The organism is Streptomyces sp. NPDC048295 (genome assembly GCF_040652135.1).
GTDB lineage: Bacteria > Actinomycetota > Actinomycetes > Streptomycetales > Streptomycetaceae > Streptomyces.
The window spans coordinates 97,094-123,707 of the sequence record NZ_JBEZLL010000016.1 but is presented as its reverse complement, the minus strand read 5'-3'; the positions used below and the strand labels follow the sequence as shown (position 1 = coordinate 123,707).

24 protein-coding genes and 1 pseudogene are annotated in these 26,614 nt (G+C 72.6%); 4 read left to right on the top strand and 21 right to left on the bottom strand.

Annotation, left to right across the window (positions count from 1 at the left end):
- Window positions 1–44: 44 nt before the first annotated feature.
- On the bottom strand, window positions 45–1,340 hold the full coding sequence (locus tag AB0D53_RS23735; protein WP_362449735.1) for an alpha/beta fold hydrolase: 1,296 nt from the start codon (window positions 1,338–1,340) through the stop codon (window positions 45–47).
- A 106-nt stretch (window positions 1,341–1,446) separates the two neighbouring features.
- On the opposite strand from AB0D53_RS23735, the gene AB0D53_RS23730 reads away from it, so the two are divergent.
- Window positions 1,447–2,610, top strand: a complete 1,164-nt coding sequence (locus AB0D53_RS23730) for an ATP-binding cassette domain-containing protein (RefSeq protein WP_362449733.1) — start codon at window positions 1,447–1,449, stop codon at window positions 2,608–2,610.
- A 153-nt stretch (window positions 2,611–2,763) separates the two neighbouring features.
- Here AB0D53_RS23730 and AB0D53_RS23725 read toward each other — a convergent pair.
- From AB0D53_RS23725 to AB0D53_RS23705, 5 genes and pseudogenes are all read right to left on the bottom strand, one after another.
- A pseudogene (locus AB0D53_RS23725) lies at window positions 2,764–2,937 on the bottom strand (FAD-dependent oxidoreductase); the annotation flags it as partial.
- Window positions 2,938–3,013: 76 nt separating this feature from the next.
- Window positions 3,014–3,964, bottom strand: a complete 951-nt coding sequence (locus tag AB0D53_RS23720) for an ABC transporter substrate-binding protein (RefSeq protein ID WP_362449731.1) — start codon at window positions 3,962–3,964, stop codon at window positions 3,014–3,016.
- Window positions 3,961–4,638: an ABC transporter permease subunit gene (locus tag AB0D53_RS23715; protein WP_362449862.1), complete on the bottom strand. Its 678-nt coding sequence runs from the start codon at window positions 4,636–4,638 to the stop codon at window positions 3,961–3,963. Before AB0D53_RS23715 ends, AB0D53_RS23720 begins: the two co-directional genes overlap by 4 nt.
- Window positions 4,635–5,312: an ABC transporter permease gene (locus AB0D53_RS23710; RefSeq protein ID WP_362449729.1), complete on the bottom strand. Its 678-nt coding sequence runs from the start codon at window positions 5,310–5,312 to the stop codon at window positions 4,635–4,637. Before AB0D53_RS23710 ends, AB0D53_RS23715 begins: the two co-directional genes overlap by 4 nt.
- A 56-nt stretch (window positions 5,313–5,368) precedes the next feature.
- Entirely contained in the window at window positions 5,369–5,839 is a 471-nt protein-coding gene (locus AB0D53_RS23705; RefSeq protein ID WP_362449727.1) for a helix-turn-helix domain-containing protein, read from the bottom strand.
- Between the two features lie 119 nt (window positions 5,840–5,958).
- Here AB0D53_RS23705 and AB0D53_RS23700 point away from each other — a divergent pair, with 119 nt between their 5' ends.
- A complete protein-coding gene (locus AB0D53_RS23700) occupies window positions 5,959–7,188 on the top strand; it encodes an MFS transporter (protein ID WP_362449860.1) in 1,230 nt (409 codons plus the stop codon).
- On the opposite strand, the gene AB0D53_RS23695 is transcribed toward AB0D53_RS23700, so the two are convergent.
- From AB0D53_RS23695 to AB0D53_RS23645, 11 genes are all read right to left on the bottom strand, one after another.
- Window positions 7,143–7,589, bottom strand: a complete 447-nt coding sequence (locus AB0D53_RS23695; RefSeq protein ID WP_362449725.1) for a nitroreductase family deazaflavin-dependent oxidoreductase — start codon at window positions 7,587–7,589, stop codon at window positions 7,143–7,145. The genes AB0D53_RS23700 and AB0D53_RS23695 overlap by 46 nt on opposite strands.
- A gap of 144 nt (window positions 7,590–7,733) precedes the next feature.
- Window positions 7,734–9,332, bottom strand: coding sequence for a helix-turn-helix domain-containing protein (locus AB0D53_RS23690; RefSeq protein WP_362449723.1), 1,599 nt, complete (start codon window positions 9,330–9,332; stop codon window positions 7,734–7,736).
- A gap of 64 nt (window positions 9,333–9,396) precedes the next feature.
- A complete protein-coding gene (gene menC / locus AB0D53_RS23685; RefSeq protein ID WP_362449721.1) occupies window positions 9,397–10,503 on the bottom strand; it encodes an o-succinylbenzoate synthase in 1,107 nt (368 codons plus the stop codon).
- Window positions 10,500–11,357 carry a GNAT family N-acetyltransferase gene (locus AB0D53_RS23680; RefSeq protein WP_362449719.1) on the bottom strand — a complete coding sequence of 286 codons (858 nt, stop codon included), beginning with the start codon at window positions 11,355–11,357 and terminating at the stop codon, window positions 10,500–10,502. The genes menC and AB0D53_RS23680 overlap by 4 nt, the downstream gene beginning before the upstream one ends.
- On the bottom strand, window positions 11,354–12,499 hold the full coding sequence (locus tag AB0D53_RS23675; protein ID WP_362449717.1) for a M20 family metallopeptidase: 1,146 nt from the start codon (window positions 12,497–12,499) through the stop codon (window positions 11,354–11,356). The genes AB0D53_RS23680 and AB0D53_RS23675 overlap by 4 nt, the downstream gene beginning before the upstream one ends.
- Before the next feature lies 1 nt (window position 12,500).
- On the bottom strand, window positions 12,501–13,871 hold the full coding sequence (locus tag AB0D53_RS23670) for a serine hydrolase domain-containing protein (protein WP_362449715.1): 1,371 nt from the start codon (window positions 13,869–13,871) through the stop codon (window positions 12,501–12,503).
- A gap of 28 nt (window positions 13,872–13,899) precedes the next feature.
- Window positions 13,900–15,816, bottom strand: coding sequence for a S9 family peptidase (locus tag AB0D53_RS23665; protein WP_362449713.1), 1,917 nt, complete (start codon window positions 15,814–15,816; stop codon window positions 13,900–13,902).
- Entirely contained in the window at window positions 15,813–16,586 is a 774-nt protein-coding gene (locus tag AB0D53_RS23660) for an ATP-binding cassette domain-containing protein (RefSeq protein ID WP_362449711.1), read from the bottom strand. Before AB0D53_RS23660 ends, AB0D53_RS23665 begins: the two co-directional genes overlap by 4 nt.
- Entirely contained in the window at window positions 16,583–18,502 is a 1,920-nt protein-coding gene (locus AB0D53_RS23655) for a dipeptide/oligopeptide/nickel ABC transporter permease/ATP-binding protein (RefSeq protein WP_362449709.1), read from the bottom strand. Before AB0D53_RS23655 ends, AB0D53_RS23660 begins: the two co-directional genes overlap by 4 nt.
- 2 nt (window positions 18,503–18,504) lie before the next feature.
- A complete protein-coding gene (locus tag AB0D53_RS23650; RefSeq protein ID WP_362449707.1) occupies window positions 18,505–19,491 on the bottom strand; it encodes an ABC transporter permease in 987 nt (328 codons plus the stop codon).
- Entirely contained in the window at window positions 19,491–21,104 is a 1,614-nt protein-coding gene (locus AB0D53_RS23645; RefSeq protein ID WP_362449705.1) for an ABC transporter substrate-binding protein, read from the bottom strand. The genes AB0D53_RS23650 and AB0D53_RS23645 overlap by 1 nt, the downstream gene beginning before the upstream one ends.
- 215 nt (window positions 21,105–21,319) lie before the next feature.
- On the opposite strand from AB0D53_RS23645, the gene AB0D53_RS23640 reads away from it, so the two are divergent.
- Entirely contained in the window at window positions 21,320–21,886 is a 567-nt protein-coding gene (locus AB0D53_RS23640; protein WP_362449703.1) for a DUF4291 domain-containing protein, read from the top strand.
- A 59-nt stretch (window positions 21,887–21,945) separates the two neighbouring features.
- On the opposite strand, the gene AB0D53_RS23635 is transcribed toward AB0D53_RS23640, so the two are convergent.
- The 3 genes from AB0D53_RS23635 to AB0D53_RS23625 form a co-directional block, all read right to left on the bottom strand.
- Entirely contained in the window at window positions 21,946–22,962 is a 1,017-nt protein-coding gene (locus tag AB0D53_RS23635; RefSeq protein ID WP_362449701.1) for a phosphotransferase, read from the bottom strand.
- A gap of 96 nt (window positions 22,963–23,058) precedes the next feature.
- Entirely contained in the window at window positions 23,059–23,448 is a 390-nt protein-coding gene (locus AB0D53_RS23630) for an NUDIX domain-containing protein (RefSeq protein ID WP_362449699.1), read from the bottom strand.
- 515 nt (window positions 23,449–23,963) lie between these two features.
- The gene (locus AB0D53_RS23625; protein WP_362449697.1) at window positions 23,964–24,473 is read right to left on the bottom strand and encodes a DUF664 domain-containing protein; all 510 of its coding nucleotides are present in this window, start codon (window positions 24,471–24,473) and stop codon (window positions 23,964–23,966) included.
- 164 nt (window positions 24,474–24,637) lie between these two features.
- Here AB0D53_RS23625 and AB0D53_RS23620 point away from each other — a divergent pair, with 164 nt between their 5' ends.
- A complete protein-coding gene (locus tag AB0D53_RS23620) occupies window positions 24,638–25,573 on the top strand; it encodes an aminoglycoside phosphotransferase family protein (RefSeq protein WP_362449695.1) in 936 nt (311 codons plus the stop codon).
- Here AB0D53_RS23620 and AB0D53_RS23615 read toward each other — a convergent pair.
- Window positions 25,533–26,573: an MsnO8 family LLM class oxidoreductase gene (locus AB0D53_RS23615; RefSeq protein ID WP_362449693.1), complete on the bottom strand. Its 1,041-nt coding sequence runs from the start codon at window positions 26,571–26,573 to the stop codon at window positions 25,533–25,535. The two genes, AB0D53_RS23620 and AB0D53_RS23615, sit on opposite strands and share 41 nt — an antisense overlap.
- Between the last annotated feature and the right edge of the window lie 41 nt (window positions 26,574–26,614).

Here is a 26,614-nt window from a genome sequence, read left to right as displayed (position 1 = left end):
CGTGAGGGGGAGCCTGCCCGTCCGGCTCCCCCTCGCGCCGGCGGTCAGACCTCGTCCCGGACCAGCGCGAGCAGCCGGTCCAGCACCCGCTCCCCGCCCGCGCGCAGCCCGTCGTGCTCGTACTCATTGGTCACCCAGGTGCGCAGGCCCCGGATCGCCGCCGCGGTGCGCAGCGCGTGATCCGTGTCCACGTACATGTCGTCGTGGTAGACGGCGGCCGCGACCGGCACCTGGTTGGCCGCCAGGCGCTGGGAGTCGTACAGCGGCGCCCAGTCGGTGCGGGCGGCCAGCAGTTCGGCGGTCTCGCGCAGCGGGCGCAGCGCCGGGTCCACCTCGAAGTGCCAGGGGTGGATGCTCTCGCCGGTGAAGAGCACCGGACCGTCGCTCTTGAGCGCCCCGGAGGCGTCGAACTGCGGGAACTCGGCCCGGACCCGCTCGGCCGCCCAGCCGGTGGGCTGCTCGCCCTGGCCGTAGATCGCCTCGTGCATCAGCGCGTACAGCGGATGCCCGGCGAACGAGGTGGCGGTCCGCACGGCCTCCTGGAAGGTGTCGGAGAGCTCGGTGCCGTGCGGTGTACGGACGAAGGCGTTCTCCAGCAGGTAGTGCAGCTGGTGGCTGCCGCTGCCGCCGCCCAGCATGATGCCGAGCGACTGGAACCCCTCGGCCGTCAGCCGGTGTCCGGCACTGTCGGTGGGGTGCTCCAGCAGATGGGCGGTGATCTCCCGGGCGCGCTCGACGTCCTGCGGGTAGCGGGCGTAGTGGGCGGCGACCTTGCGCTCGATCCGGGGGTAGGCGGCCCGGTACACGTCGTCGGCGTGCGCGTCGAGGGAGGGCAGTCCACCGGTGATGAGGACGGCCTTGAGCCCCTCGGGCGCGGCCGACAGATAACGGACCGCGCAGAAGCCGCCGAAGGACTGGCCGAGGACCGTCCACGGTTCGCCGCCGGTCAGCTGCGGGCGGATCAGCTCGCAGTCGCGCACGATGCTGTCGGACCGGAAGTGGGCGAGGTAGTCGGCCTGCTCGCGCGGGCCGCCGCGCAGCGGCAGGGTCTGGCGGTTGGCCGGGGCGGAGAGACCGGTGCCGCGCTGGTCCAGCAGCAGTACCCGGAATTCCCGCACGGCCCGCCCCAGCCAGGCCTCCGCGCCGACGAAACGCCGGGCGCCGAAGCCGGGGCCGCCCTCCAGGTACACCAGCCAGGGCAGCTCCTCGCCGGCCGTGCCGCTCGCCACGGCCTGTCTGCCGAAGACTTCGATCTGCTCGCCGCCCGGATCGCTGTGGTCGAGCGGGACCGTGAAATAGCGGTCCGTGAAGACGATGCCGGGCTGCCGGTAGCTGCTCACAAGGTGCTCCTGAATCAGATGTGCCACGGACAGTTCAGCACACGGCGGTGACCCGGTCGGTCGCGGCCCGTGTGCGGGGCGCCCGGGTGCCTCCTACCGTGCAGGCATGATCCGGTTCGAGCAGGTCGGCAAGGTGTATCCGGACGGCACGAGCGCGGTCGACGGTCTCTCCTTCGAAGTCGCCGAGGGGGAACTGGTCACCCTCGTCGGACCGTCCGGCTGCGGCAAGACCACCACGATGATGATGGTCAACCGGCTGATCGAGCCCTCGTCGGGCCGGATCCTCGTCGGCGGCGAGGACGTCTCCGGCGTCGACCCGGTGCAACTGCGCCGCCGGATCGGCTACGTCATCCAGCAGGTGGGCCTGTTCCCGCACCGCACCGTCCTCGACAACACGGCGACCGTGCCCGCGCTGATCGGCTGGAAACGGGCCAGGGCCCGGGCGCGGGCGGCCGAGCTGCTGGATCTGGTGGGCCTCGACCCCAAGACGTACGGCTCCCGCTATCCCGCGCAGCTCTCCGGCGGTCAGCGCCAACGGGTGGGTGTGGCGAGGGCGTTGGCCGCGGATCCGCCGGTGCTGCTGATGGACGAGCCGTTCGGCGCGGTCGACCCGGTGGTCCGCGAGCGGCTGCAGAACGAATTCCTGAGCCTCCAGGCGACGGTCCGCAAGACGGTCCTGATGGTCACCCACGACATCGAGGAGGCGGTCCGGATGGGCGACCGGATCGCGGTGTACGGGGCGGGGCGCATCGAGCAGTTCGACACCCCCGGCGCCGTGCTCGGGGCTCCCGCCACCCCGTACGTGGCACGGTTCGTCGGCGCCGACCGGGGGCTGAAGCGGCTCTCGGTGACCACGATCGAGCCGGCGGACCTGGAGGAGCCGCCGGTCGCCCGGCTGGACGAGCCGGCCGGCGCGGCGGCCGCCCGGCTGGGCGGCACGGATGCCCGCTGGGCGGTGGTGCTGAACGGCGAGGGCGATCTGCACGGCTGGGTGGCGGCGGACGCGCTGCGCATCGCGGGCGAGCACGGCACGGTCGGCGAACTGGCCCGCAGGATGGATGCCTGGGTGCCGGTCGGGGCCCCGCTGAAGCAGGCGTTCAGCGAGATGCTCCAGCACGACGCGGGGTGGGTCGCGGTACTGGACGGGTCCCGGTTCCTCGGCGTGCTGACCCCGGCCAAGCTCCACGAGGCGCTGCGCCGCTCGGTCGACGCGGACGCGCGGGGCGTGGGCCGGGCCGAGGTGCCCTTCGACTCGGTCGCGGACGCCTAGGGGCGGGACGCGGGCTCCCGCCCCCCTGCGCCGGCGGGAGCCCCTGCACCGCCGGTCCGCGGCGACAGCCCCCTGGAGCCGCCCGCGGGCGTCGTGGACCGTGAACGCCGTCGCGTCCCGGTTGCCGTGAACCGGTGGATGCGTCAGAGGTGGGCGGACCTGCTGCGGTTCGACGCCCCCGGCGAGGCAGTGGGCGGCCGGGGCACCGGCGACCTCGTCGATGTTCCGCTCCACCGGGTGGAGCCGGTAGCACCCGTTGGTGATGTGTGTGGTGCCGATGTTCTTGCCCGCGGGCAGCAGGTTGCGGACACGGCGCGGTACGAGGGCGGCGGCCCCTTCCAGCGGGCCGTGCAACCGGGCCGGCCGCCCGGGAAGCCGACGGCCTGAGCGTGCGAGGCGGCGGTCAGCCGCGCGGGAGGAGGTTCCTGGACTCCAGATAGTTGCGCGCCACGTCCTCGGGCAGCCGCCGCCAGCTGTCGACCTGCTCGTTGAGCCGGGCCAGGTCGGCGGTGGTCAGTACGGTGTTGAGCCTGCCCAGCGCGTTGCGTACGCCGGCGCTGCCGGCCCGGGACCGGTTGACGACGGGGACGAGGTAGTCGGCGTTCTGGAGGTGCTTGTCGTCGGCGAGCAGGACGAGGCCGAAGCTGTCGAGCGTGGCGTCGGTCGTGGTGGTCAGCACCATCTGGTCCTGCCCCTTCTGGACGGCCCGTTTGGCCTGGGTGGTGCCGACGCCCTTCGGGTCCACGGCGGTGACGCGGATGCCGTACGTCTTCTTCAGGCCGGGCGCGCAGTAGGGGCGCTGCACGCATTCGTCACCGGCCGCCAGCCGTACGGGCAGGCCGGACCTGCCGAGGTCACCGAGGGTCCTGAGGTGGTGCTCGGCTGCGTACCGGGCGGCGACGGCGAAGGCGTTCTGGTCGACGGCGCGCCCGGGGTCGAGGACGGTGAGGCCGCGGGGCGCGGCCAGCGCGCGCAGGGCCTTCATGGTTGCGGCGAGGTCGGGTGAGCCGGCCGGGGCGGCGTCGGCGCCGTTCTCCTTGGCGTTCAGCCAGTCGGCGAAGGTGGCTGCGTACTCCGGTACGACGTCGATCTGGCCGCTCTCCAGCGCCGGTTCGTAGATCTCCCGGTTGGTGACCGAGATGATCTTCGTGGAGTAGCCGGCGCGGCCCAGCAGCAGCGCGTACATCTGGGCGAGCAGATCGCTCTCGGTGAAGCCCGCGGAGCCGATGGTGAGGTGTTTGCTGTCGCCGGGCGGTGCGGTGACCTCGCCCCGGTCCTCCAGGGAGGGACCGGTGCCGCACGCGGCGGCCGCGAGCAGCACCAGCGGTGCGGGGACGGCGGTCCACGGCCTCATCCGGATCCCCCGCCGCGGAACCGGCCGGGCACGAGCAGCCGGCCCGCCTCGAAGAGCCCTTCGACGATCAGCGCGAAGGCCGCGACGAGGACCGCCCCGGCGACCACCTGGGCGGTGGAGGCGAGGTTGAAGCCCGCCGTGATGATGCGGCCGAGCCCCCCGCCGCCCGCGAGCGCCGCGAGGGTGGCGGTGGCGACGAGCTGGACTGCTGCGATCCGTACCCCGGTGAGGATCAGCGGGAGGGCGAGCGGCACCTCGACGCCCAGCATCAGCTGTCCGCCCGTCATGCCCATTCCCCTGGCGGCGCGCACGACATCCCGGTCGACCTCCCGCATGCCGACGTAGGCGTTGGTGAGCAGCGGCGGTACGGCGAAGAGCACGAGCGCGATGACGGTCGGCCACTCGCCGTGCCCGCCGATCGGGGTGAGGAGCAGCAGCACCAGGACGGCGAAGGTGGGCACGGCCCGGCCGATGTTGGAGATGTTGACGGCGAGTGCGCCGCCCTTGCCGAGGTGGCCGAGGACCACCGCGACAGGCAGCGCGATCAGGCAGCTGATCAGCAGGCAGACGACGGTGAGGAACAGATGCTGGCCCAGCCGCTGCCAGATGCCGCCGTCCTTGGACCAGTTCGCGGAGGTGGTGAGCCAGGACCAGGCGTCGGCGAGCGTGTTCACGGCTGTCTCCGGGTCCATGGGGTCAGCAGTCGCTGGGCGAGCAGGAGCAGCAGGTCGGCGACGACGGCGATGACGACACAGAGGACGGAGGCGGTGAGCACCTGGGCCTTGAAGTAGGTGTTCATCCCGGCGTAGATGAGGTTGCCGAGTCCGCCGTAGCCGACGATCGCGCCGACCGTGACCAGGGAGACCGCGGAGACGGTCGCGATCCGTACTCCGGCCATGGCGGCGGGCAGCGCGAGGGGCAGCTCCACGGCGAGCAGCAGCCGCAGGGGCCCGTACCCCATGCCGCGCGCCGCCTGCCGGGTCTCCTCGGGCACCGCGCGCAGTCCGGCGAGGATGTTCCGGACGAGGAGGGTGAGCGAGTACAGCACGAGCCCGGCGACGACGAGCGAGGCGGAGAGTCCGTACACCGGCAGCAGCAGCGAGAACATGGCGAGCGATGGCACGGTGTAGAGGACGGTCGTCACGGCGAGCACCGGGCCCGCCGCCCAGCGCCGGTGCCGCGCCGCGAGGGCGAGCGGAACGGCGAGGGCCAGGCCGATGAGCACGGAGACCGCGGTCAGCTGGAGGTGCTGCACGACGGCGTCCCAGAGGATCTCGCGACGGCTGGAGAGATAGGCCCCGCAGAGCCACTCGTTGCGCGCGAGGCAGTCGTCCGGGGGCGCGGTCACCCGTCCATTGGAGCCCGGGGGGCGGGTGGACGCGCGTCGTGATCGTCCGTCCGGGGCTACGCGGTCCCCGGCGCTCCGGGCCGCTCCACCTTCCGCACGGTGACGTCGTCCGGTCCGAGCAGCCGCCCGTCGGCCGCGTGGACCTCCAGCGCCCTGGGCGTACGGCCGTGGCGCAGGTCGACCATCTCCGAGTGCGGTTCGCCGGGCTCGAAGTAGTGGCCCTCGCCCCACTGCCTCAGCGCCACGATGACCGGGAAGAGGTCCCTGCCTTTGGCCGTCAGCACGTACTCGTGGCGGGCGCCGCCGCCGGCCGCCGGGACCATGTCGAGAATCCCGCCCCCGACCAGCTCGCGCAACCGCGCCGAGAGGATGTTCTTCGCGACGCCCAGGCTGCGCTGGAACTCCCCGAAGCGGCGGCTGCCGTCGAAGGCGTCACGGACGATCAGGAGCGACCACCAGTCGCCGATCGCGTCGACCGAGCGGGCCACCGGGCAGTCGCTGTCATCGAGACGTGTCCGCTTCACCATGCCGTTCCCCTCACTTTGGTGGTTGCAACATGCTACCAGCCGACGCTAACGTCCACCTGGTAGCAACTTGCAACCGAATCGATCGAGGGGTATCCGTGACCGACGACGCGAGAACGACCATGACCTCGGACACGAGCGGCGGGACACCACCGGCCGCCCTGTCCGGACGCACCACCGCGCTCTTCGCGGTCGCCTCCGGAGCGGCGGTGGCCAACGTCTACTTCGCGCAGCCCCTCCTGGTCACGCTGAGCCAGGACTTCCGGATCGGTGCGGCCGCCATCGGGATCGTCGTGACCCTCACCCAGATCGGCTACGGCCTCGGGCTGTTCCTGCTGGTGCCGCTGGGGGATCTGGTCGACCGACGGACCCTCGTCGTGGCCCAGCTGGCGCTGCTCGCGGCAGCGCTCGTGGCCGTCGGTACGGCTGCCACCGCACCAGTCCTGCTCACCGCCCTGGCCGCCGTGGGCTTCCTCGCCGTGGTGACCCAGACGCTCGTGGCCTTCGCGGCTTCGCTGTCCGCCCCGGACCGGCGTGGCCGCGCGGTCGGCCTGGTCACCAGCGGAATCGTCATCGGGATCCTGCTCGCCCGCACGGTCTCCGGCGTACTGGCCGACCTCGCGGGCTGGCGCACGGTCTACCTGGCCTCGGCCGCGCTGACCCTCGCACTCACCCTGGCCCTGTACCGCGTACTGCCGCGCCGGTCGACACCCCCGGTCTCCATGCGGTACGTAAGGCTGCTGCGTTCGACGCTCACATTGTTCGCCGAGGAACGCGTGCTGCGGGTCCGCGCTCTGCTCGCCCTGCTCGTCTTCGCCGCGTTCAGCACCCTGTGGAGCTGCGTCGCACTCCCGCTGAGCGAACCCCCGCTCTCGTTGTCGCACACCGCGATCGGGGCGTTCGGGCTCGTGGGAGCCGCGGGCGCGCTGGCGGCCGCGCCGGCCGGACGCCTGCACGACCGGGGTCTTTCCGGGTGGACGACCGGCACCGCGCTGGTCCTGCTGACCCTGTCATGGCTCCCGCTCGCCCTCACCCGGCAGTCGCTGTGGGCGCTGGCGATCGGCGCGGTCCTCCTCGATCTGGCCGTGCAGGCCGTCCACGTCACCAATCAGAGCCTGATCTACGCGGTCCGTCCCGATGCCGGAAGCCGCCTGATCGGGGGGTACATGGTCTTCTACTCGGTCGGCAGCGCCACGGGTGCCCTCGCCTCGACGGCCGTCCACGCGATGGCCGGGTGGGGCGCGGTGTGCCTGCTCGGTGCCGCGATCAGCGCGCTCGCGCTCCTCGTGTGGGCGGTGGACAGCCGTCAGTGCGCCGCGGCCGCCGGTTCGAGGACGAAGAGCGGGATCTGACGGTCGGTCTTGCGCTGGTAGTCGGCGTAGTCGGGAAACGCCTCGACCGCCCGCTGCCACCACAGGGCCTTCTCCTCGCCCGTGGCCTCACGGGCGTTCATGTCCCGGCGGTCCGGGCCGTCCTGGAGTTCCACCCGGGGGTCTGCCACGATGTTGTGGTACCAGACGGGGTGCTTGGGGGCACCGCCCTGCGAGGCGACGACGGCGTACGTGCCGTCGTGCTCGACCCGCATCAGCGGGGTCTTGCGGATCTTTCCGCTCTTGGCCCCGCGGGTGGTGAGGATGATGACGGGCATGCCCCGCATCGTGGTCCCCTCCGTCCCTCCGGAGCTCTCGAACAGCTCGACCTGATCGCGGACCCACTGCTGGGGGCTCGGCTCGTACTCTCCCTGGAGAGGCATGGAATCTGTCCCATCGTCGACGTTCGGACACGCGGGCGCGCGCCTGCGGACACCCGCGTGTCCCGCTGCTCCGGCAACTCTCGCACCATTCCGGCCGGAAGGCGCCCGGTACGGGTCCGCGTGCCGCGGCGACGAGGTGGCGTCTCAGGGGTGCGGCGGACGCAGCCGCAGTTGCAGCATGGCCTCGAACCGTGCCTCCGGGTCGTTGAGATCGATACCGGCGACCACGGCCAGCCGCTTGAGCCGGTAGCGGAAGGTGTTGGGGTGGATGTGTACGGCGGCCGCGGCGGCGGCCACGTCGCCGAAGGTGCTCAGCCAGGCGTCCAGGGTGTCCGTGAGGGCCGTGTTGTGCCGGGCGTCGTAGGCGCGCAGCCGTATGACGGGGCCGTCCGGCAGATCGTCCTCGGCGGCCATCCGGTCCGTCAGCTCCTCCAGCAGCGAGGCGGCGTAGACGTCCGACAGCCGGGCCGCCCTGCGCTGGGTACGGCCGGAGCCGAGGACCCGCAGCGCACGGTCGGCGTCGGCGCGCGAGCGGCGCAGCTCCACGGGACGGGCGGCGAGCCGGCCGATCCCGATGACGGCGGGCACCCGGGCCCCGATGCGGCCGAGGAACGCCTCGGCCACCCGGAGCCCCTGTTCGTCCGAACTGGCGGGCAGGACCGCGTAGGTGACCGGGCCGAGTGAGGCGGCGGCGGTACGGGGGTGGATCGCGGCCAGGTGCAGGGTGAGCGCCTCGGCCACGCGGTGGCCCGCGGCCACCCGGTCGGGCGCGTACTGCTCGCCGGTCACCGCTAGCGCCAGTACGCAGGCGGGCTGCGCGGACAGGCCGAGTCGCACGGCGGCCTGCGGTGCGTGCACACCGCCCTCCAGGACCGTGGCGAGCAGATCCGCGCGCAGCCGGCGTTCGGCGTCCTCGCCCGTGCGGCGGCGCAGCAGGTGCAAAGCCGCCACCTTCGCGGCCTCCTGGAGGGCCTGCGTCCGGTCGGCGCTCAGCGGTCCGTCGACCACGACCCAGATCGAGCCCAGGATCTCGCCGCCCGCGCGGACGGCGATCGCGACCCGGGGCTTGTCCGAGATGCCGTCGACGTAGACGGGTTCCTCCTTCCGGTAGAGGGCCTGGAAGGCGCCGCGTTCCTCCAGGGCGCGCAGTTTCTCGGCGGGCACCTGGCGGTCGAGGATGGTCGCGATCCGGTCGTCGTCGCCCTCGTCCTGACGGCTGGAGAAGGCCAGCACCCGCCCGCTCCGGTCCTCCACGGTGACCGGGCCGTCCAGCAGCCCGGCCGTCGCGTTGGCCAGGGCGAACAGGTCCCCGGCGAGCGGCTCGGCGCCGTCGGCCTCGTCGGGGCCGCCCACCGTGCCCAGTTCGTCGACCGCGAGCAGCGACCGCAGCAGCGCGGCCACCTGGGCCCAGGACGCGCCGGGCGTCAGGCCGAGCACGGTCAGGCCGGTGCGGGCGGCCGCCTCGGAGACGGGTCCGTCCACCGGGACCGGGGAACGGACCACCACGGCCGCCGCGCCGAGCCCGGCCGCCGTGTCGACCAGGGCGGCGACCGGTCCGGCGCCGTACACACCGACGCCGAGCACCACCGCCCCGGGCAGCCGCGCCGGTTCGTCCAGGGGGTCCTGGATCAGCACCCCGCTGACGGTGCGGTCCGGGTCGGCCTCCCCGGCCACCACTTCGATCAATGTCGACCCGAGATCGTTGAGGATCCGGCCGAGCACGGCCCGTGGCTGCTCCGTCATCTTCACAAGGTAGTTGATCGGAGTCCGTGGACGGCGGGGCCGGCCGGCCGGGGGCCGGAGCCGGTCATCGGCCGATCCATTCCGTCGACGCGGTCACCTCGGCCAGTTGTCCGGGGACCGGGGAGATTCCGAGGCCGGGTCCTCGCGGCACGTCGAGATGGCCGTCACGCAGCACGAACGGTTCGGTGATGTCGGTCCGGTAGTACCGGTCGGACGCCGAGGTGTCGCCGGGCAGGGTGAAGCCGGGCAGTGCGGCGAGGGCGACGTTGGCGGCCCGGCCGAGGCCGGTCTCCAGCATCCCTCCGCACCAGACGGGGACTCCGTTCGCGGCACACACGTCGTGGATCCGCCGGGCCTCCAGATAGCCGCCGACCCGCCCCGGCTTGATGTTGACGACCGAGCAGGCGCCCATCGCGATGGCGTCGGCCGCCGAACGGGCGGACACGATCGACTCGTCCAGGCAGATCGGGGTGCGGACCCGCCGGGCGAGTTCCGCGTGGCCCCTGATGTCCTCCTCGTCCAGGGGCTGTTCGATCAGCAGCAGCCCGTACGGGTCGAGCCGGGCCAGCTGTGCGGCGTCGGCGAGGGTGTACGCGGTGTTGGCGTCGACCTGGAGCAGTACGTCGTCGCCGAAGCGTTCCCGGACGGCGCGCACGGGGGCCACGTCCCAGCCGGGCTCGATCTTCAGCTTGATCCGCAGATAGCCCTCGGAGAGGTAGCCGTCGACGGCGTCGAGGAGCGCCGGGACGGAATCCATGATGCCGACCGACACCCCGGCCGGCACCCGTTCGGCCGTCGCGCCCAGCCACTGGCCCATCGACAGGCCGTGGGAGCGCAGCCAGGCGTCGAGCACCGCGGTCTCCAGGGCGGCCTTGGCCATCCGGTGGCCCTTGAACGCGGCCAGTGCCGGGGCGACCGCCCAGGGATCGAGGTCCGGCAGGGCGGTGAGCGCGGGGACTAGGTGGCTGCGCAGGACGTCCGCGGCCCCCGCGGTGTACTCCGAGGAGTACAGCGGATCGGCCATGGTGACGCATTCGCCGTAGCCCTCGTGGTCCTCGGTCTCGACCCTGACCAGCAGGATCTCCCGGGTGGTCATCGTGGCGAACGAGGTCCGGAACGGTGCGACCAGCGGCATCGCGATCCGGCGCAGTTCCACACCGACGAGTTTCATGGCTGACTCTCCTGATGTCTGTCGATCACGTACCAGCCGTCCCGGGTGAATCCGGTGACGGTGTGCCCCTCGGCCATCAGGCCGCCGAGTACCTCGCGCAGCGCGTACCGCCATTCGCGGGCCAGGGGCGGGTCGGTCCGGCGCAGTTCCTCGGCCTCGGCGGGGATCCGGACCAGGACGGTGCCGCCGTCCTGCCGCCCGACGACGGGGCTGCCGTCGGGTTTGGCGTCCAGTCCGACCACGGTGCGGGCACCCGCGCCGTCGAGGGTGACGATGTGGGGTCTGCCCGCGGCGGATCCGACGGCGTGCTCGCCGGTCAGCTCCCAGCGCACCATCAGCCGGTCCGTCTCGGTTCCGGCGTTGACCTCGTCGTGCATGGCCCCGTAGAAGTCGGCGAGGTACTCGCTGGGTGAAGCCCCCAGTTTGGCCAGGTTGAAGTAGGCGTTGCGGCTGATCAGCGGGTCGAAGGTCCAGGTGACGGTGGTGATGGAGCGGGCCAGGGCCCAGGCCCGCTGATGCTGTTTGACGGCGAAGCCGACGTTGCGGCCCCGGACGCTGTCGTCCACCCCGGCGATGTGCGAGTGGAGTCCGGCGCTGGCCAGGAAGCCGAGGCAGAATCCGATCATCCGGCCGCCCCGGCCGACCCCGACGACATAGCTGCCGGAGTGGGCGAAGACCCGCAGCAACTCCGGCGTGATCAGCGGGTTTCCGGGTTCGGGGCGCCAGATCCGGTCCAGTACCCGGCAGGCCTCGTGCATCTCGTCCAGGCCGTGCAGTTCCCTGATGGTGACGCCCGCGCGCTCGGCGGCCAGGTCCGCGGCGGCCCTCGCGGCGGCCGCCTGCGCGGCGTTCACGGTCCCACCTCGTCGGGGACCGCCGGTGACCTGCGCAGCAGCGAGGCCACCAGGGAGGCCACCAGTGCGGCGCGGCGGGGCAGTTCGGCGACGATCACATGCTCGTCGTCGGCGTGTGCCCCGCCGCCCACCGCCCCCAGGCCGTCGAGCGTCGGCGTGCCCGCTCCGGCGGTGAAATTGCCGTCGGAGCAGCCGCCGACCGCCACGCCGCGCAGGGTGCCGAAACCCAGCTCCGCGTAGTGGCCGCGGGCGAGTGCGAACAGTTCGGCCGAGGCGGTCGCGGGCAGCGGCGGCCGGTCCGGGCCGCCGGAGAATGTCAGCGAGGCGCCGTCGAGTACCGGCCGCAGGCCGTGCACGGCCCGGTCCACCCGGTCCTGCTCGGCGGGCGTCGCCACGCGTACGTCGACCATCAGACGGGCCGCGTCGGGCACCGTGTTGCGCGTGCGGCCGGAGGAGGCCACGGTCGGTGTCACGGTGGTGCCGGCCGCCGGGTCGGCGAGGGCGGACAGCGCAAGGACCTGGTGGGCCAGTTCGGTGGTCGTGTTGACGCCCTTGTGGGGCTCCAGGCCGGCGTGCGCGGCGCGTCCGGCGATGGTCAGCCCGTAGCCGGACATCCCCTTGCGCTCGGTCTTCAGCGCGCCGCCCTCGCTCGCCTCCAGGACGAGCACGGCCCGGGTGCGGCGGGCCTCGGACTCGATCAGGGCGCGCGAGGTGGGAGCGCCGATCTCCTCGTCGCCGGTCAGCAGCACCGAGACCCCGTCCAGGTCGTCCAGGACCGACAGTGCGTGGAACAGCTGCGCCACACCGGCCTTCATGTCGAAGCAGCCGGGGCCGGTGAGCCGTCCCCCGGCGACCTCGAAGGGATGGCCGGCCAGGGAACCCACCGGCCACACCGTGTCGAAGTGGCCGAGCAGCAGCACCCGGTCGCCGGAGCCGAAGCGCCAGCGCAGGGCGGGCCGTCCCGAGCCGTCGATCCACTCGGGCGCCGCTCCGGTCAGCCGGGTGCCGATCCCGGCGGCGACACGGGCGCAGTCGGTGACCGCGGCCGGGTCCTCGCTGGGCGACTCGGTGCGGACCAGCTCCTCGATGTCGGCCAGCAGGCCCGGCAGTCCGGCCTCCAGTGCGGAAACGATCGCGGGCACGTCAGCCCACCTTGGGAGTGGCGCGGCCGCCGTGGTGGATGTACGGAGTGCCGTCGTCGAGTGTGTAGAAGACGACCGGGATCCAGAGCGCGAGCCCCGGCCGCTGCACGACGAACAGGCCGGGCTCGACGGGGTGCAGCTCGTACTCCTTCTCCGTGTCGGGGGTCAGTTCGGCCAGGGGGCCGGTGATCCGGTCCAGCATCACCAGGCCGCCGTCCCGCTCCACGATCTCCATCCGGCTGGAGAGCCGCTGGTACACGCCGACGTAGTCGGCGGGGTCCACCGCCACGGGCCCGGTCGCGGGCTCGATGGTGGTGCGCATCGTCACCCCGGCCAGCTCCCGGACGATCTCCGCGTACACCTCCCGGTAGAGGCTCGCTGTGTCGCCGCCATTGGTGAGCAGGCAGATCGCCAGCTCGGCCTCGGGCAGGATGCGCAGGAAGGCGCTCTGGCCGATCGTGCCGCCGTCGTGTCCGTAGACCCGCTGCCCGTCCCAATTGTCCAGGAACCAGCCGAGCCCCCAGGCGTCGCCGAGGATGTGCGGGTCGGGGATCTCGACCTGCGGGGTCTGCATGGCGGCGACGGACTCCTCGGAGAGGAGCTTGGTGCCGTCGCCGGTGACACCCCTGTTGAGGTGCAGCCGGGCGAACTCCAGTACCTCGCGCGGTGTGGAGCAGATCAGTCCGGCCGGCCCGGCCGAGCGCATCAGCCCCCAGATCGGTGCCTGTGCCGGCGGGGTCCCCAGGTGCCCGATGGCGGCGCGGAAGCGCAGCACCTCCTCCGGCAGGGTCGCGGTGTGCGTCAGGCCGAGCGGCCGGTACAGGCGCTCGCGCATCAGCTCGTCCCACTGGACGCCGGTGACGACCTCCAGCACCCGGCCGAGCAGGGTGAAGCCCGCGTTGCAGTACGACATGGTGGCGCCGAGCGGGTGGTTGGGGGTGACGTCGCCGAGCAGGGCGGCGTACTTCTCCAGGCAGTCGTCGCCCCGGCCGGTGTCGGTGAAGAGGTCTCCGTCGATGCCGCTGGTGTGCGTCAGGAGGTGACGGAGCGTCACACCCTGGGTCAGCTCCTCGCTCGCGAACCGCAGTTCGGGGAGTACGGAGACGATGGGGGCGTCCAGTTCGAGCACACCCTCGTCGACCAGGGCCATGGCCACCGTGGTGGTCCAGACCTTGGAGATCGAGCCGATCTGGAAGAGGGTGTCGGTGGTCGCCTCGATCCCGGCCTCGGTGTTGGCCAGGCCGACGGCGGCCTCGGCGACGATCTCGCCGCGGTGCAGGATCGCGAGAGAGGCGCCGGGGACGGAGTGGCGGGCGGCGAGTTCGGTGAGCCGGGTGGTCCAGCGGGCCGACAGCTCGGTGGTATCGGTCATGTCGTTCTCCGTTTCGTTTCGTTTCGTTTCAGCGGTTGGTGTGCGTGGTGACCCATTCGACCAGCCTGCGGGAGTAGTCCTCCCGGTGCGAGGGCCGGCCGTCCAGAAGGAACAGGTGGGAACTGCCGGGGTACACGACCAGCCGGGCCGGGACGTCCCGGGTACGCAGCGCGTGGAACCACTGCTCGGCCTGGCCCACCGGGCAGGTGTCGTCCGCGCCGCCGTGCAGGATCAGGGTGGGGGCGCGTACCGCGTCGGCATGGCTGAGCGGCGAGAGCTGCGCCAGCCGTGCCGGGTCGCCGATCTCGTGGCCGGCGATCAGATGGCCCTCCTCGGAGGTGCCGGCCATGCTCTTCAGGTCGACCAGGACACCGCCCGGTACGACGGCGGCGAACAGGCCGGTGCGGGCGGAGAGCCAGCAGGTCAGGTAGCCGCCGTAGCTGTAGCCGGTGAGGGCGATCCGTTCCGGGTCGACGAGTCCTTCGCCGACGAGGGCGGCGACCGGTTGCAGGACGTCCTGTTCGTCCGTCTCGCCCCAGGCGCCCACGGCGGCCGTGTAGAACGCCTCGCCGTAGCCGTCGCTGGCGCGGACGTTCAGGGTGAGGACCGTCCAGCCGCGCGAGGCCAGTTCCTGGTGGTAGAGGTGGACCGGGTCGGAGTGCGGGGCCCAGGCGTTGTGCGGGCCGCCGTGCACGTCGACCAGGAGCGGGCCGCCCGGGGGTGTGTCCGCGGCACGGGTGATCATGCCGTGCACGACCGTGCCGTCCGCGATGGTGAACTCGCGTTCGGTGACCGGGTGGAGGGCGATATCGGGCAGCGACCCGGCCATGTGGTCGGTGAGCCGCGCGGGCTGCCGCCCGGACGTCCAGTCGTCCAGGTCGAGCAGCACGATCTCGGCGAAACGCGTCGCGTCACAGACAACGACCGCCGCCCGCCCGGCCTTGGTGACGACCGAGCATCCGCTGACGCCGGTGCCGGCGGGCAGTGGGGAGGCGCTGATCCCGTCCGCGCCCACCCGGTACAGCCGGGTGGCGCCCCGGTCCCGGGCGCAGAACACGATGTCGTCGCCGTGGAACTGCGGGAGCGCGCCCGGGTATCCGGGGCCGCCGCCCATGACGTTGCGGTCCAGGGCGGCGCTGAGGGAAGTAGGCGCGGAGCCGTCCAGCGGCTGGCGCAGCAGCTCCGAGTGGCCGACGCCGAACGAGGCCCGGCCGACGACGAGCAGCGCGGACCCGTCGGGGAACCAGCTCACCGGACCGGCGAGACCGTCGGCGGGCCCGACCCGGCGGGGCCCGGGCGCGTTCTCCCCGACCCCTACCACATGGGCGGCCGAGGTACCGAAGACGGCGGCGTCCGGGGTGGTCTGCGCAGGGTAGGCGAGCCGTGTGCCGTCGGGCGACCAACTGGGCGGGCCGACGCGCCGGTCGCCCTTTGTGAGCTGTACGACCTCGCCCGAGTCCGCCTCCACCACGAACAGCTGTGTCCGGAGCGAGCCGATCAGGCCCGCCCCGTCCGCCTTCCAGCCGAGGGCGTCGATGACCACCGGTGCGCTGTCCGCGCGGTACGCCTCGGGAGCGGCGAAGGCGATGCGTGAGCCGTCCGGGCTCCAGACCGGTGTGCCGGCCCCGGCCGGGCAGCCGGCGGGCGTGGTGAGCGGCACGGCCTCTCCCCCGTCGGCGGGCAGCAGATGGAGCTGCCCCGCGCGCAGGAAGGCCAGCCGTGTCCCGTCCGGGGACCAGCGCGGCGCGGTGTCCGCCGGGCCGTGGGTGAGGCGCCGGGCCGGACCGCCCGCGCCCCGTACCTCCCAGATCGAGCGGATCACACGGTCGTTCGCGGCGTCCTGGGTGGTCAGGGTGTACGCGACGCGTTCGCCGTCGGGCGACAGTGCGGGGTCGCCCGGGATCTCGAACCGGTACAAGTCGTCGATCCTCAGCGGTCGGGTCATGACGCCTCCTCGGCGTGGGCAAGGTCGGGCACGCAGGAGATGAGTTCGCGGGTCGTCGGGTGCTCCGGGTGCTCCAGCACCCGTTCGGCCGGGCCGCATTCGACGAGATGTCCGCCGTCCATCACGGCGACCTGGTCGCAGAGATAGCGGACGACCGCAAGGTTGTGGGAGATGAAGAGCATCGCGAAGCCCAGTTCGCGCTGGAGGCGGCGCAGCAGGTTGAGGACCGCGCCCTGTACGGAGACGTCCAGGGCCGAGGTGATCTCGTCCGCGATCAGCACGGCGGGCCGGGCGGCCAGGGCCCTGGCCAGGGCCACCCGTTGACGCTGGCCGCCGGAGAGGGCGTCCGGGGTGAGCGCGGCACGGGCGGGGTCGATGCCGACCAGTTCGAGGAGGCGTGCCACCTCCGCGTCGCGTGCGACGCGGCGTTCGCGGGCCGGTGCCCGGCGCCCGGCCGCCTCCCCGGACAGCGCCTCGGCCACGGACGCGCCGACGGTCATGCGTGGGTCGAGCGAGGCGTACGGGTTCTGGAACACCAGCTGTACGGGGCTGCGCCCGCGCCGGCGCGTGACTTCGGTCCCGTCGACCAGTACCCGGCCCGACTGCGTCGGCGCCAGTCCCACGACGGCCTTGCCGAGGGTGGATTTTCCCGACCCGGACCCGCCCACCAGACCGGTCACCGTTCCCTCCGGCACCAGCAGGCCGACGTTCTCCACGGCGGTGAACCGGCCGTAGCGGACCGTGATCCCGCACAGTTCGAGTGAGCTCATGACGTTGCCTCCGCTGCGTACGACGTGGCCGCGGCGGCCCCACCGGCCGCCGCCGTCCCGACCGGGTACCAGCAGGCGACCTGTCGGCCCGGTCCGAAGCCGGTCAGTCCGGGGGCGGCTTCGTGACAGTGCTCCCGGGCGCGTTCGCAGCGCGGCGCGAACGGGCATCCCCCGCCGGTCTCCCCCGGCTCCGGCGGCCGGCCGGGGATGGTGGCCAGTTCCTTTCCGGGGTCGGTGGCCATGGTCGGGACCGCCCCGACCAGGGCCCGGGTGTACGGGTGGGCGGCGCCGCCGAGCAGTTCGGTGACCGGAAGGTCCTCGACGATCAGACCCGCGTACATCACCAGGACCCGTTCGCAGACCTGGGCGACGACGGCGAGGTCGTGGGAGATCAGCAGCAGCGCGGCTCCGGAGTCCTCACGCACCTCGGCGAGCAGGTCGAGGACCTGTTGCTGGACCGCCACGTCGAGCGCGGTGGTGGGCTCGTCCGCGATGATCAGTTTCGGTTTCCCCATCAGTCCCATCGCGATGACGGCCCGCTGCCGCATTCCGCCGGAGTACTCGTGCGGCCGCTGCCGGGCACGGCGCTCCGGCGTGGGGATACGGACGGCGCCGAGCCGGTCGACCGCGCGCGCCGCCGCCTGTGAGCGGCCCGCTCCCAGGTGGACCTCGGCCACCTCGGCGAGCTGCCTGCCCACGCGCAGGGCGGGGTTCAGCGAGGCCATCGGGTCCTGGAAGACCATGGCCAGTTCGGTGCCGAGTTGCGGGTCGGCCCGCAGGTCGTGCCCGTCGAAGCGGAGGATGCCGGCCGAGACGCTGCCCGGATGCGGAACGAGGTCCGCGAGTGCCAGCGCGCTCAGGCTCTTGCCTGATCCCGATTCGCCGACCAGTCCGACGGCCTCGCCCGCGCCGATGTCCAGCGAGATCCCGCGTACGGCCTGCCGTCCGCCGGGGAAGGTCACCCGCAGATCGCGCGCCCGGACCAGGGCCCCGCCGTCGTCGGCACCGGCGGCGCTCTCGCCGGGTGCGCTCGTCGGCTGCCGCGGTGCCGGTTCCGGTTTCCGCGGCGCCCGCCGGCCACCGGCCTGCGCCAGCACCTCGCCGACCAGACCGAACATCAGCCCGGTCAGGACGACCGCCGCACCGGGCGCCAGGGCGGCCGCCGGGTTCACGAAGACGCGGTTCAGCTGTTCGTTGAGCAGCCGCCCCCAGTCGTACTGCGGAGGCTGTACGCCGAGTCCGAGGAACGAGAGGCCGGAGAAGGCGACCAGGATGCCGCCGGTCGCCTGGGTGGCGAACAGCACCGAGGGTTCGGCGATGTTGGGCAGCAGATGACGTACCACCAGCCTGAACCGGCCCACGCCGAGGATCCGGGCCGCCGCCACGTAGTCGGAGCCCGCGACCGACGCCGTCAGGTTCTGCACCAGCCGTGCCATGGGCGGGACCATGGCCAGCCCCACGGCGAACACCGCCCCGGTGGTGCCGACCCCGAAGATCGTGGCGAGGAAGAGCAGGAACAGCAGCCCGGGAAAGGCCACCAGTACGCCGACGGTCGCGGTGATCAGCCGGCCCGGGCGCCGGCCCACGACGGCCGGGGCGACACCGAGGAGCAGCCCGCCGCCGACGCCGATCAGGGCGGCCAGCAGGGTGAGCCGCAGGGTCAGGCGGGTCGCCACCACGACACGGGCGGCGATGTCCCGGCCGAGCTGGTCCGTACCGAGCAGATGGGCGGCGCTGCTGCCCTGGTTGATCGCGTCCGTGTCGACCTGCGCGGCGCGGTCGCCGAGCAGCACGGGGCCGAGGACGGCGACGAGTGCGACCAGCAGGCAGGCGGTGACCGCGGTGACGCCGATCGGTGTGCGCAGGGTGCGCCCGAGCCGGTGCCGCAGCGAACTGTCATGGTCCTGGTGAGGCATCGTCAACTCCCGCGGACGGTGGACTGGGGGTCGGCGACGGCCACGGCCACGTCGACGGCGAAGGTGATCAGCAGTGCGGCGGCCCCGTAGACCAGCACGACGCCCTGGACCAGCGGATAGTCCTTCTCGGTGATCGCCTGCACGATCGTGGTGCCGAGGCCGGGCCAGGCGAAGACGTTCTCGACCAGCACGGTGCCGGCGAGCAGCGAGGTGAACAGCAGGCCGCCCAGGGTGAGCGAGGAGGTCAGCAGATTGGGCAGCGCGTGCCGCAGATAGCGCAGCCGGGCCGGGAGCCGCTTCGCCCGTGCGGTGCGCATGTAGTCCTCGCCGAGCACCCGCAGCGTCTCCACCCGGACGATGCGCGACAGCGTCGCCGCCGGTACGACGGTCAGGGCCAGCACCGGCAGTACGTAGGAGTCGACGCCGCCCCGCGAGGCGACCGGGAAGAGCGGCCACGCCACGGCGAACGCCGCGATCAGGCCCACCGCCAGCAGGAATTCGGGCACCGCGCCCAGGAATCCGGTGACCCCGGTGAAGGCGAGTTCACCGCGCCGCCTGCGGCCGTCCTTGGTCAGCACCGCGGCCGTCATCCCGACGGGGACGGCGATCAGCAGGATCAGTACGAACGCGGGGACGGCGATCTGCAGGGTGGCCGGGAGCCGGCCGGAGATGATGTCGGACACCGGCATCTGCGTGCCGATCGACTCGCCGAGCCTGCCCTGGAGGAGGTGTCCGACGAAGTCGCCGTACTGCTTCAGCAGTGACTGGTCCAGGCCGAGCGACTCTCTGCGGGCGGCGACCAGGGCCGGGGCGGCATTGGTGCCGAGCGCCGACCGGACCGGGTCGCCGGGGATCAGGTGGATCATCGCGAAGGCGGCCGTGACCAGTGCCGCGAGCGAGACCAGCAGCCGCCAGGTGCGGCGCAGGACGAATCCGGTCCAGGGACTGCGGGCCTTCGTCCCCAGGGAGTTCAGGGTGATCGTCGCCATCAGCCGGCACTCCGGCGCAGGGTGCTGGGGACGATGCCGCCGCCGTCCACCTCGAAGGTGACGCCCTTGCCGTAGTACCGGTTGGCCTTGCTGACGACCGGCACGATGTCGACGTTCTTGACCAGGGCTGCGTCGGCGGCGTCCCACAGGTCGCAGCCGGAGGCGCCGTCCTTGGCCGAGGCCCGGGCGGCGAGCCGGTGATACTCGGGGTTGGCGACGGAGCCGAAGTTGTTGCCCTTCGGCGGTGGCGGCCCGTCGTAGAACTGGGTCAGCTGGTCGGGGAGCGTGACGCCGATGGGCGCCCACGCGATGTCCCAGTCGCCGCCGGCCAGGGTGCCGACGATGCTGCTGGAGCCCTTGGGCTTCGCCGTCGCCTTCACGCCGAAGGCGGTCCACTGCTGGACGGCCAGTTCGACCGCCGAGGCGACCTGCGGGCCCTGGTTGGTCGCGTAGCTGAGCCCGAGGGCGAGGGGCCTGCCGTCCTTGGTCCAGGTGCCGCCGCTCTTCGTCCAGCCGGCCTCGGTGAGTGCGGTGGCTGCCTTCGCCGTGTCATGGGCGGGGAGGTTGCCCTTGACCGTGTCGCCGGAGCAGGGGGTGGGGGCGATCTCGCCGATGCTGGTGGCCGGCTTGCCCTTCCCGCCGGTGGCGACGTTCCCCAGTTGCCCGAGATCGAGTACGGAGACCAGGGCCTTGCGTACCGCGAGGTCGGCGGTCGGGCGGCCGGCGGCCTGATTGAACAGCAACTGTCCGAACAGCGCCTCCATGCTCCGGTACTTCACCTTGGCCGCGTCGAGCCGGTCCTGGTCGGCACCGTTGATGAGGGCGATGTTGATCTGCCCGGCCATGAGGAGGTTGGCCGCGGTCGACTCGTTGGCGACGACCTTGAACACCACCTTGCCGGGAAGCCCGGCGCCGGTGGATCCGCGGGGCCCCCAGCTGTAGCCGTCCCGCTTGACGTAGGTGTAGTGGTCGCCGGGGACCGCTTCGGTCAGCCGGTAGGGGCCGCTCGCGTCGGTGGTCCTGGCCAGTGCGGTGGGTGCCGCCAGGCTCTTCTCGCACAGCAGGGGCAGCAGCCGCGACATCTGCACGATGAACGGGGCGGGCTTCTTCGTGGTGATGGTGACCGTGCGGGCCGCCTCGTCGGCCTTCGCCACGGCGGTGACGGGAACGGAGAGGCCGAGCATCGGTGACTGGTTCTTCGGGTCGGCGATGTGGTTGTACTCGGCGGCCACATCCTCGGCGGTGAGCGCCGAGCCGTCCTCGCAGGTGACGCCGGGGCGGATGGTGAAGGTCGCCGTGGTGGTCGTGGCGGACCATTTCTCGGCCACTCCGGGAACCGGCGAACCGTCGGCGTCGAAGTGCACGAGGGTGTCGTACGCGAAGGAGTTCATCGCCAGTGCGGTGCTGACCAGTGTCGTGGTGGGGCTGAGGCTGCCGGGATCACCGGCGACGGCGACCACCACCGTCGAATCGCCGGCACCGCCCCCGGAGGTGCCGGCGCCGCACGCGGTCGCGGTGCCGACCAGGCCGAGCGCCGTGACCACCGCGGCCGCCGCCCGGCGGGTCCTGCGGGCGCTTCTGTTCCTGGTCTCCGTGCCTGCGGTGCTGGCCATGGTCACCTCCGAGGGAGCGGCACTCCGCCGCCGAGTGAGGGAACACTAGGCAGCGCCGGACCGGCTCCGAGTGGTGGCGCCGCACGAAAAACGAGGCCTCCGACGGTGCGCCGCACCGAAGACGGGCACGAGGGCCCGGTGGTCGCGGACGGAGGGGTTCCGGCGGCGGGAAAACCGATCGCGGCGACGATCCGTCACATGAAAATCTGTGGCGCATGACTGCGCAGCACCAGATCCGGGCCGACCACGACGCCCGGACGATCGTCGTCTACCAGGCGTACTCCGCGGCGGTCGCCGGACCGGCCCTGCGGGCGAACAGGTTCGTGCCGCCGTTCTCGTTCAACCGGATGACCTGGATCAAGCCGTCGTTCCTCTGGCTCATGCACCGCAGCAACTGGGCGCAGAAGTCGGGCCAGGAGCGGATTCTCGCGGTACGGATCACCCGGGCCGGATGGGAGGAGGCGCTCTCGCAGGCCGTGCTGACGACGGCCGATCCGTCAGCTGTCGCCACGTCTCCCGTGCACGTCCAGTGGGATCCCGAGCGCTCGCTGCGGGGAGCCGCGCTCAACCACTACAGCATCCAGGTCGGGGTGGGACGCGGTCTGATCCGTACGTTCGCCGAGGAGTGGGTCGTCGGCCTCACCGATGTGACACCCCGGGTCCGGAGGATCGCGGCGCTCAGGCAGGGCGGCCGGTCCGCGCAGGCCCAGCGGCTGCTTCCGCCGGAGCGGATCTACCCGGTGCCCCCGGCCGTGGCGAAGAACCTTCGTATCGACGTCTGAGACCACGACGCCCCGGTACGGGCATCCGCAGGAGCTCATCGGCCTCCCTCCGGATGCCCCTACAGCGGCGGCTCGGCGAAGAGTTCGAGCAGCCGGCGCGCGCCCTGCGCGTCGCCCGTCCCGCGGGCACCGCCGGACGCGCCGGGGAAGAGCCGTCCCCAGGAGCGGGCCCGGCCGATCGCCCCGAGCCGCCAGGCCGGACCCAGCGCACGCCGCAGCCCGGCCGCGGTGCGGCCGTCGCCCGTCCACGGTTCGAGGTAGGCGTCGCGCAGCCGGGGCAGCGCCTCGGGCCCGAACCGCTCGCGGGCCGCGAGGGCGGGGACGAGGAAGCTGCAGAAGGGGTGGGTCACGGCCGCGTCGCCCCAGTCGAAGAACGTGAAACGGCCCGGCTCCGGTGCGAAGAGCTGGCCGTCGTGCAGGTCGCAGTGGTCGAGCGTGTCCGCGACGCCCGCTTCCGCGAGCTCCTCGCACCACTCGACGAACCGGGGACGCAGCTCGCCCAGGGCCCGGCGGTCGGCGGGCTCCAGTGCGGTGTTCCCGGCCACGATCCCGTCGAAGGTCTCCGGGAGTACGGCGGTGCGCGCGCCGGGGACACCGAGCCGTTCGATCTCATCGGCGTAGGGGATGAGGGCGCGTTGCATCCCTGCGTACTGCCGCAGCGGTTCCTCCCAGGCACGCGGATCGGCCGCGGTACGGGCCGCCGCCGAGTCGAGTGCGTCCCGGAAGAGCGTGCCGCCGTCCGGAAGCAACGACCAGCCCCGGTCCGTGTCGACGGCGAGCGGCCGCAGTACGTACCCGGGCACCCAGCGGGCCAGCGCCTCGGTCAGCCCGGCCTCGAAGGCGCTGGCGGGCGGGTTGGCCTTGAACCACACGGCTTCGCCGCCCGCGACGGACATCCGCACCAGCACGGACCACGGCCGCAGCCTCACCCTCCGTGGACCGGTTTCGCTCAGCCCCCGCGCCGCGAGACCGCGCTCCGCCCATCCGAGGGCGTCCGCCCGCCAGTCCTCACGCTCCCAGGGCGTCACCGCGTCCGGGTACTTCCCTCGGTCCACCACCGCCGTGTCGCTTCGCATCGCGCCATCCCACCACCGGGCCGGTCCGGCCGTCATCCGGGTTTCCGGCGGTGGTGCGCGGCGGGGCGGTGGGCGGCCTGCCCGCCGCCGTACCCACTACCGCGTCTCTTGCGCGCCGATCATCGCGAGACCGTCGATCGCCGCCGGGGACAGCAGTGACTCCTCCAGGCCCGACAGCGCCGTCCAGCTGACGGCGGAGGTGGAGTCGTCGGACTTGGTGACCGCGAGCGGTCCCGGTTTGAGGTCGACCAGGTAGAAGAGCCCCACGAGGTGCCAGTTCACTGCGAGCCGGTGCGCGCTGTACGAACGGGCGTCCACCAGCCGGGCGTCAAGGAGTTCGAGGCCGGTCTCCTCGTACAGTTCACGTGCCAGCGTCTGGCGCGGCTGCTCACCGGGATCGATGCCTCCGCCGGGCAGGTGCCACAGCCCGGGCGTGAAGACCGGTGAGCTGTCCGAGAGCCGGGTGAGCAGCAGTTGATGCTCCACGACGGCGATCGCATACGCCGATATGCGTGAACGTACGTCACTTCCCATGTGTGCCCTCCGGTCATCGCGGTCCGCGGCTCCGGCCGAGCCGTACGGATCAACCTATCGATGACGCGGCGGAGCCCGGAGGGGGCGTCCGTCGGCTCGGCCGGCCGGGGTCCATCGTTCGGATCGAGCCGGATCAGGGAGCGGGGTCCGGTGCGTGCGAGCGCGAGGCGGAGGAGGGAGCCGATGGGTCTCCCCCGCCCGAGCGGGACCGAATGCTCGGGGAAGGAGCCCTGGCGACCGACGACGAGGCGGCGGGCGTGCGTGCCGGATCCCGCGAGCCCGGCACGGTCCGGACGAGAGGCCCTGAGGGCTGTCCCATAGTCCCTGGTGGATCAGCGTGCGGCGTCGGACGCGGTGCATCGCAAGGCGGAGGGGCGCCCGAATACTGGGCGTATTCGGGCGTTCCGACAACGCGGCGAGGTGCCGTGGCTGTCGTCGCACGCCCGCCAGGGATTACGGGACAGCCCTTAGCGGCGCTCCAGCGCTCCCCGGATGTAGGCGGCCTGGCCGGCGTGCTGGAGATCGTCCGAGATGACGCTGACCAGCCGCACCCCGAGACTGACCGGCGGCGACCACGCCTCGTCGACGATACGGTCCAGGGCCTCGTCGCCGAGCCCCCGCACGAACTCGACGGTCCGGTCGTGTACCGCGTCGTGGTATCCGAGCAGCAGCTCCGCCGAGCGCACCTGCACCGCCGCGACGTCGGCGCTGCTGTGTCCGTACCCGGTGGCCACCTTCGCGAAGGGCAGATCGAAGCGGGAGGCCCAGTCCTCGGAGAACCAGACCTGCTCGACACCGGCCGCGTCCGAGACATGGTCGTCCTGGATCCGGGTGAGATGCCATACGAGCCAGCCGATCGAGTTCGCACCGTCGTCGAGGCGGGCATGGAGGTCGGCGCGTGAAAGGCCCTCGACCGCCGAGTGCACCGTCTCGCGGACACGGGTGAAGGCGTCGGTCAAAAGGTCAGCACTGTTCATGCCCTCACCATCACCGCTGCGGGGCCTCTCCCCCGCCATCGACACGCAGCGCGCGCCGCCGTCCGCGTAGGGTGGCCGCATGCTTTGACACCTGCCCGCAAGCCGGGCGCCGCCGTGGCCTCCCTCGTACCCGAACCATTCCGGAACCGACGAAGGAGAGACCCGTGAACACCTCCCGCCCCATCGAAGTCCCCGCCGCGTTCGCGGCGTCCTACGGCGAGAACGGCGGTGCGTCGGCGCGTGCCTGGATCGCCGCGCTGCCCGGACTGGCCGCGGACTTCCTGGACCACTGGAGCCTGCGGCCGGACGGCGCCCCGGCGCACGGCATGGCTTCGCTGGTACTGCCGGTGACCCGCGCGGACGGGACGCCCGCGGTGCTGAAGCTCCAGCAGGTCACCGAGGACAACATCGACGCCGCGCCGGGCCTGCGGGTGTGGAACGGCGACGGCGTGGTGCACCTGCTCGACCACGACCCGGACACCGGCACCATGCTGCTCGAACGGCTGGACGAGGCGCGGCCGCTGTCGGTGGTGGCCGACGACACGGCCGCCGTGCAGATCCTCGCCGAGCTGCTGGCCCGCCTGGTCGCGGTGCCCGCGCCGCCGGGCTTCCGGCAGCTGGCCGACATCGCCGCGGCCATGCTCGACGAGGTCCCGCGCGCCGTGCCGATGCTCCACGACCCGGCCGAACGGCGACTGGTGCGCAGCTGCGCGTCCGCGGTGACCGAACTCGTCGGCGAACCGGGCGACCGCCTGCTGCACTGGGACCTGCACTACGACAACGTCCTCGCCGGACAACGGGAACCGTGGCTGGCCATCGATCCCGAACCCCTGGCCGGTGACCCCGGGTTCGAGCTGTTGCCCGCGATGCACAACCGCTGGGCCGAGGTGGTGGCGACCGGCGATGTGACGGGCACGGTGCTCCGCCGCTTCGACCAGCTGACCGAGGTGCTCGGCCTGGACCGGCAGCGGGCGACCGGGTGGACCCTGGGCCGTGTCCTGCAGAACGCGCTCTGGGACGTCGAGGACGGGAAAACCGTTTTGGACCCCGTTCAAGTCGTCATCGCCACAGCCCTGTTGAACCGGCAGGCACAGGGGTGAGTCCCGCGATCCGGGCCAGTCGGCGCAGCGAGTCGACCAGCGCCGCACGGTCGTACGTACTGGTCGTGACGAGCACCTCGTCGGCGCCGGTCTCCTTGATGGCCGTTTCGAGTTCCGTGACGACTTCGTCCTCGGTGCCGTGGAGGTGGCCGCTCAGCCCGTTCCCGTAGAAGCGGCGTTCCTTCTCCGTCATGGTCCGTGCCTCGATCCGCTCGGCGGGGGCGAGCGGCGGGAAGACGCCGTGGGTCCGGGAGTGGGCCATGGACCACGCTTCCGGGACCAGGATCCGGCGGGCCTCCTCGGTGCTCCCGGCGAGCGCGATCGTGCCGGCCACGACGACGTAGGGTTCCGCGGCCCAGGCCGACGGCCGGAATCCTTGGCGGTAGCGCTCGACGGCGCGCAGCAGTCTCTCCCGGCCGCGGAGGTCTCCGACCACCAGCGGCAGGCCCGCTGCGGCGGCGATGCCCGCGCCCTCGCCGGTGGCGAGCAGGAACGGGGGTATCCGGAGCCCTTCGGCCGGCAGGGCGTGGACCTGGGGGTGGGCCCGCTGTGTGCCGTCCAGCCAGCCGAGCAGTTCGCTGAGCTGTCCGGCGAAGTCCTCGGCGGCCGACTTGTCCCGGCCGAGCGCCCTGCGGATGCCGTCGGTGAAGCCCACCGAACGGCCCAGGCCCATGTCGATCCGGCCGGGGAAGAGGGACTCCAGCACTCCGAACTGCTCGGCCACCAGCAGTGGTCGGTGATTGGGCAGCATCACACCGCCGGTCCCGACCCTGATGGTGGATGTGGCGGCCGCGACGGCCGCGGCCAGCACGGTCGGTGCCGAACCGGCGACGCCCGGCACGCCGTGGTGCTCGGAGACCCAGAACCGGTGGTACCCCAGCGCCTCCGCCTCCTGGGCGAGGCGCACCGAGTCGCGCAGCGCCTCCGGGCCGTCGTGTCCCTCGCGGATGCGGGAACGGTCGAGTACGGAGAACCGGGTGGATGCGATCACTGAGCTCACACCCTTGTTCAACGCCCGGAGCACGTCAGGATTCCCCCGGC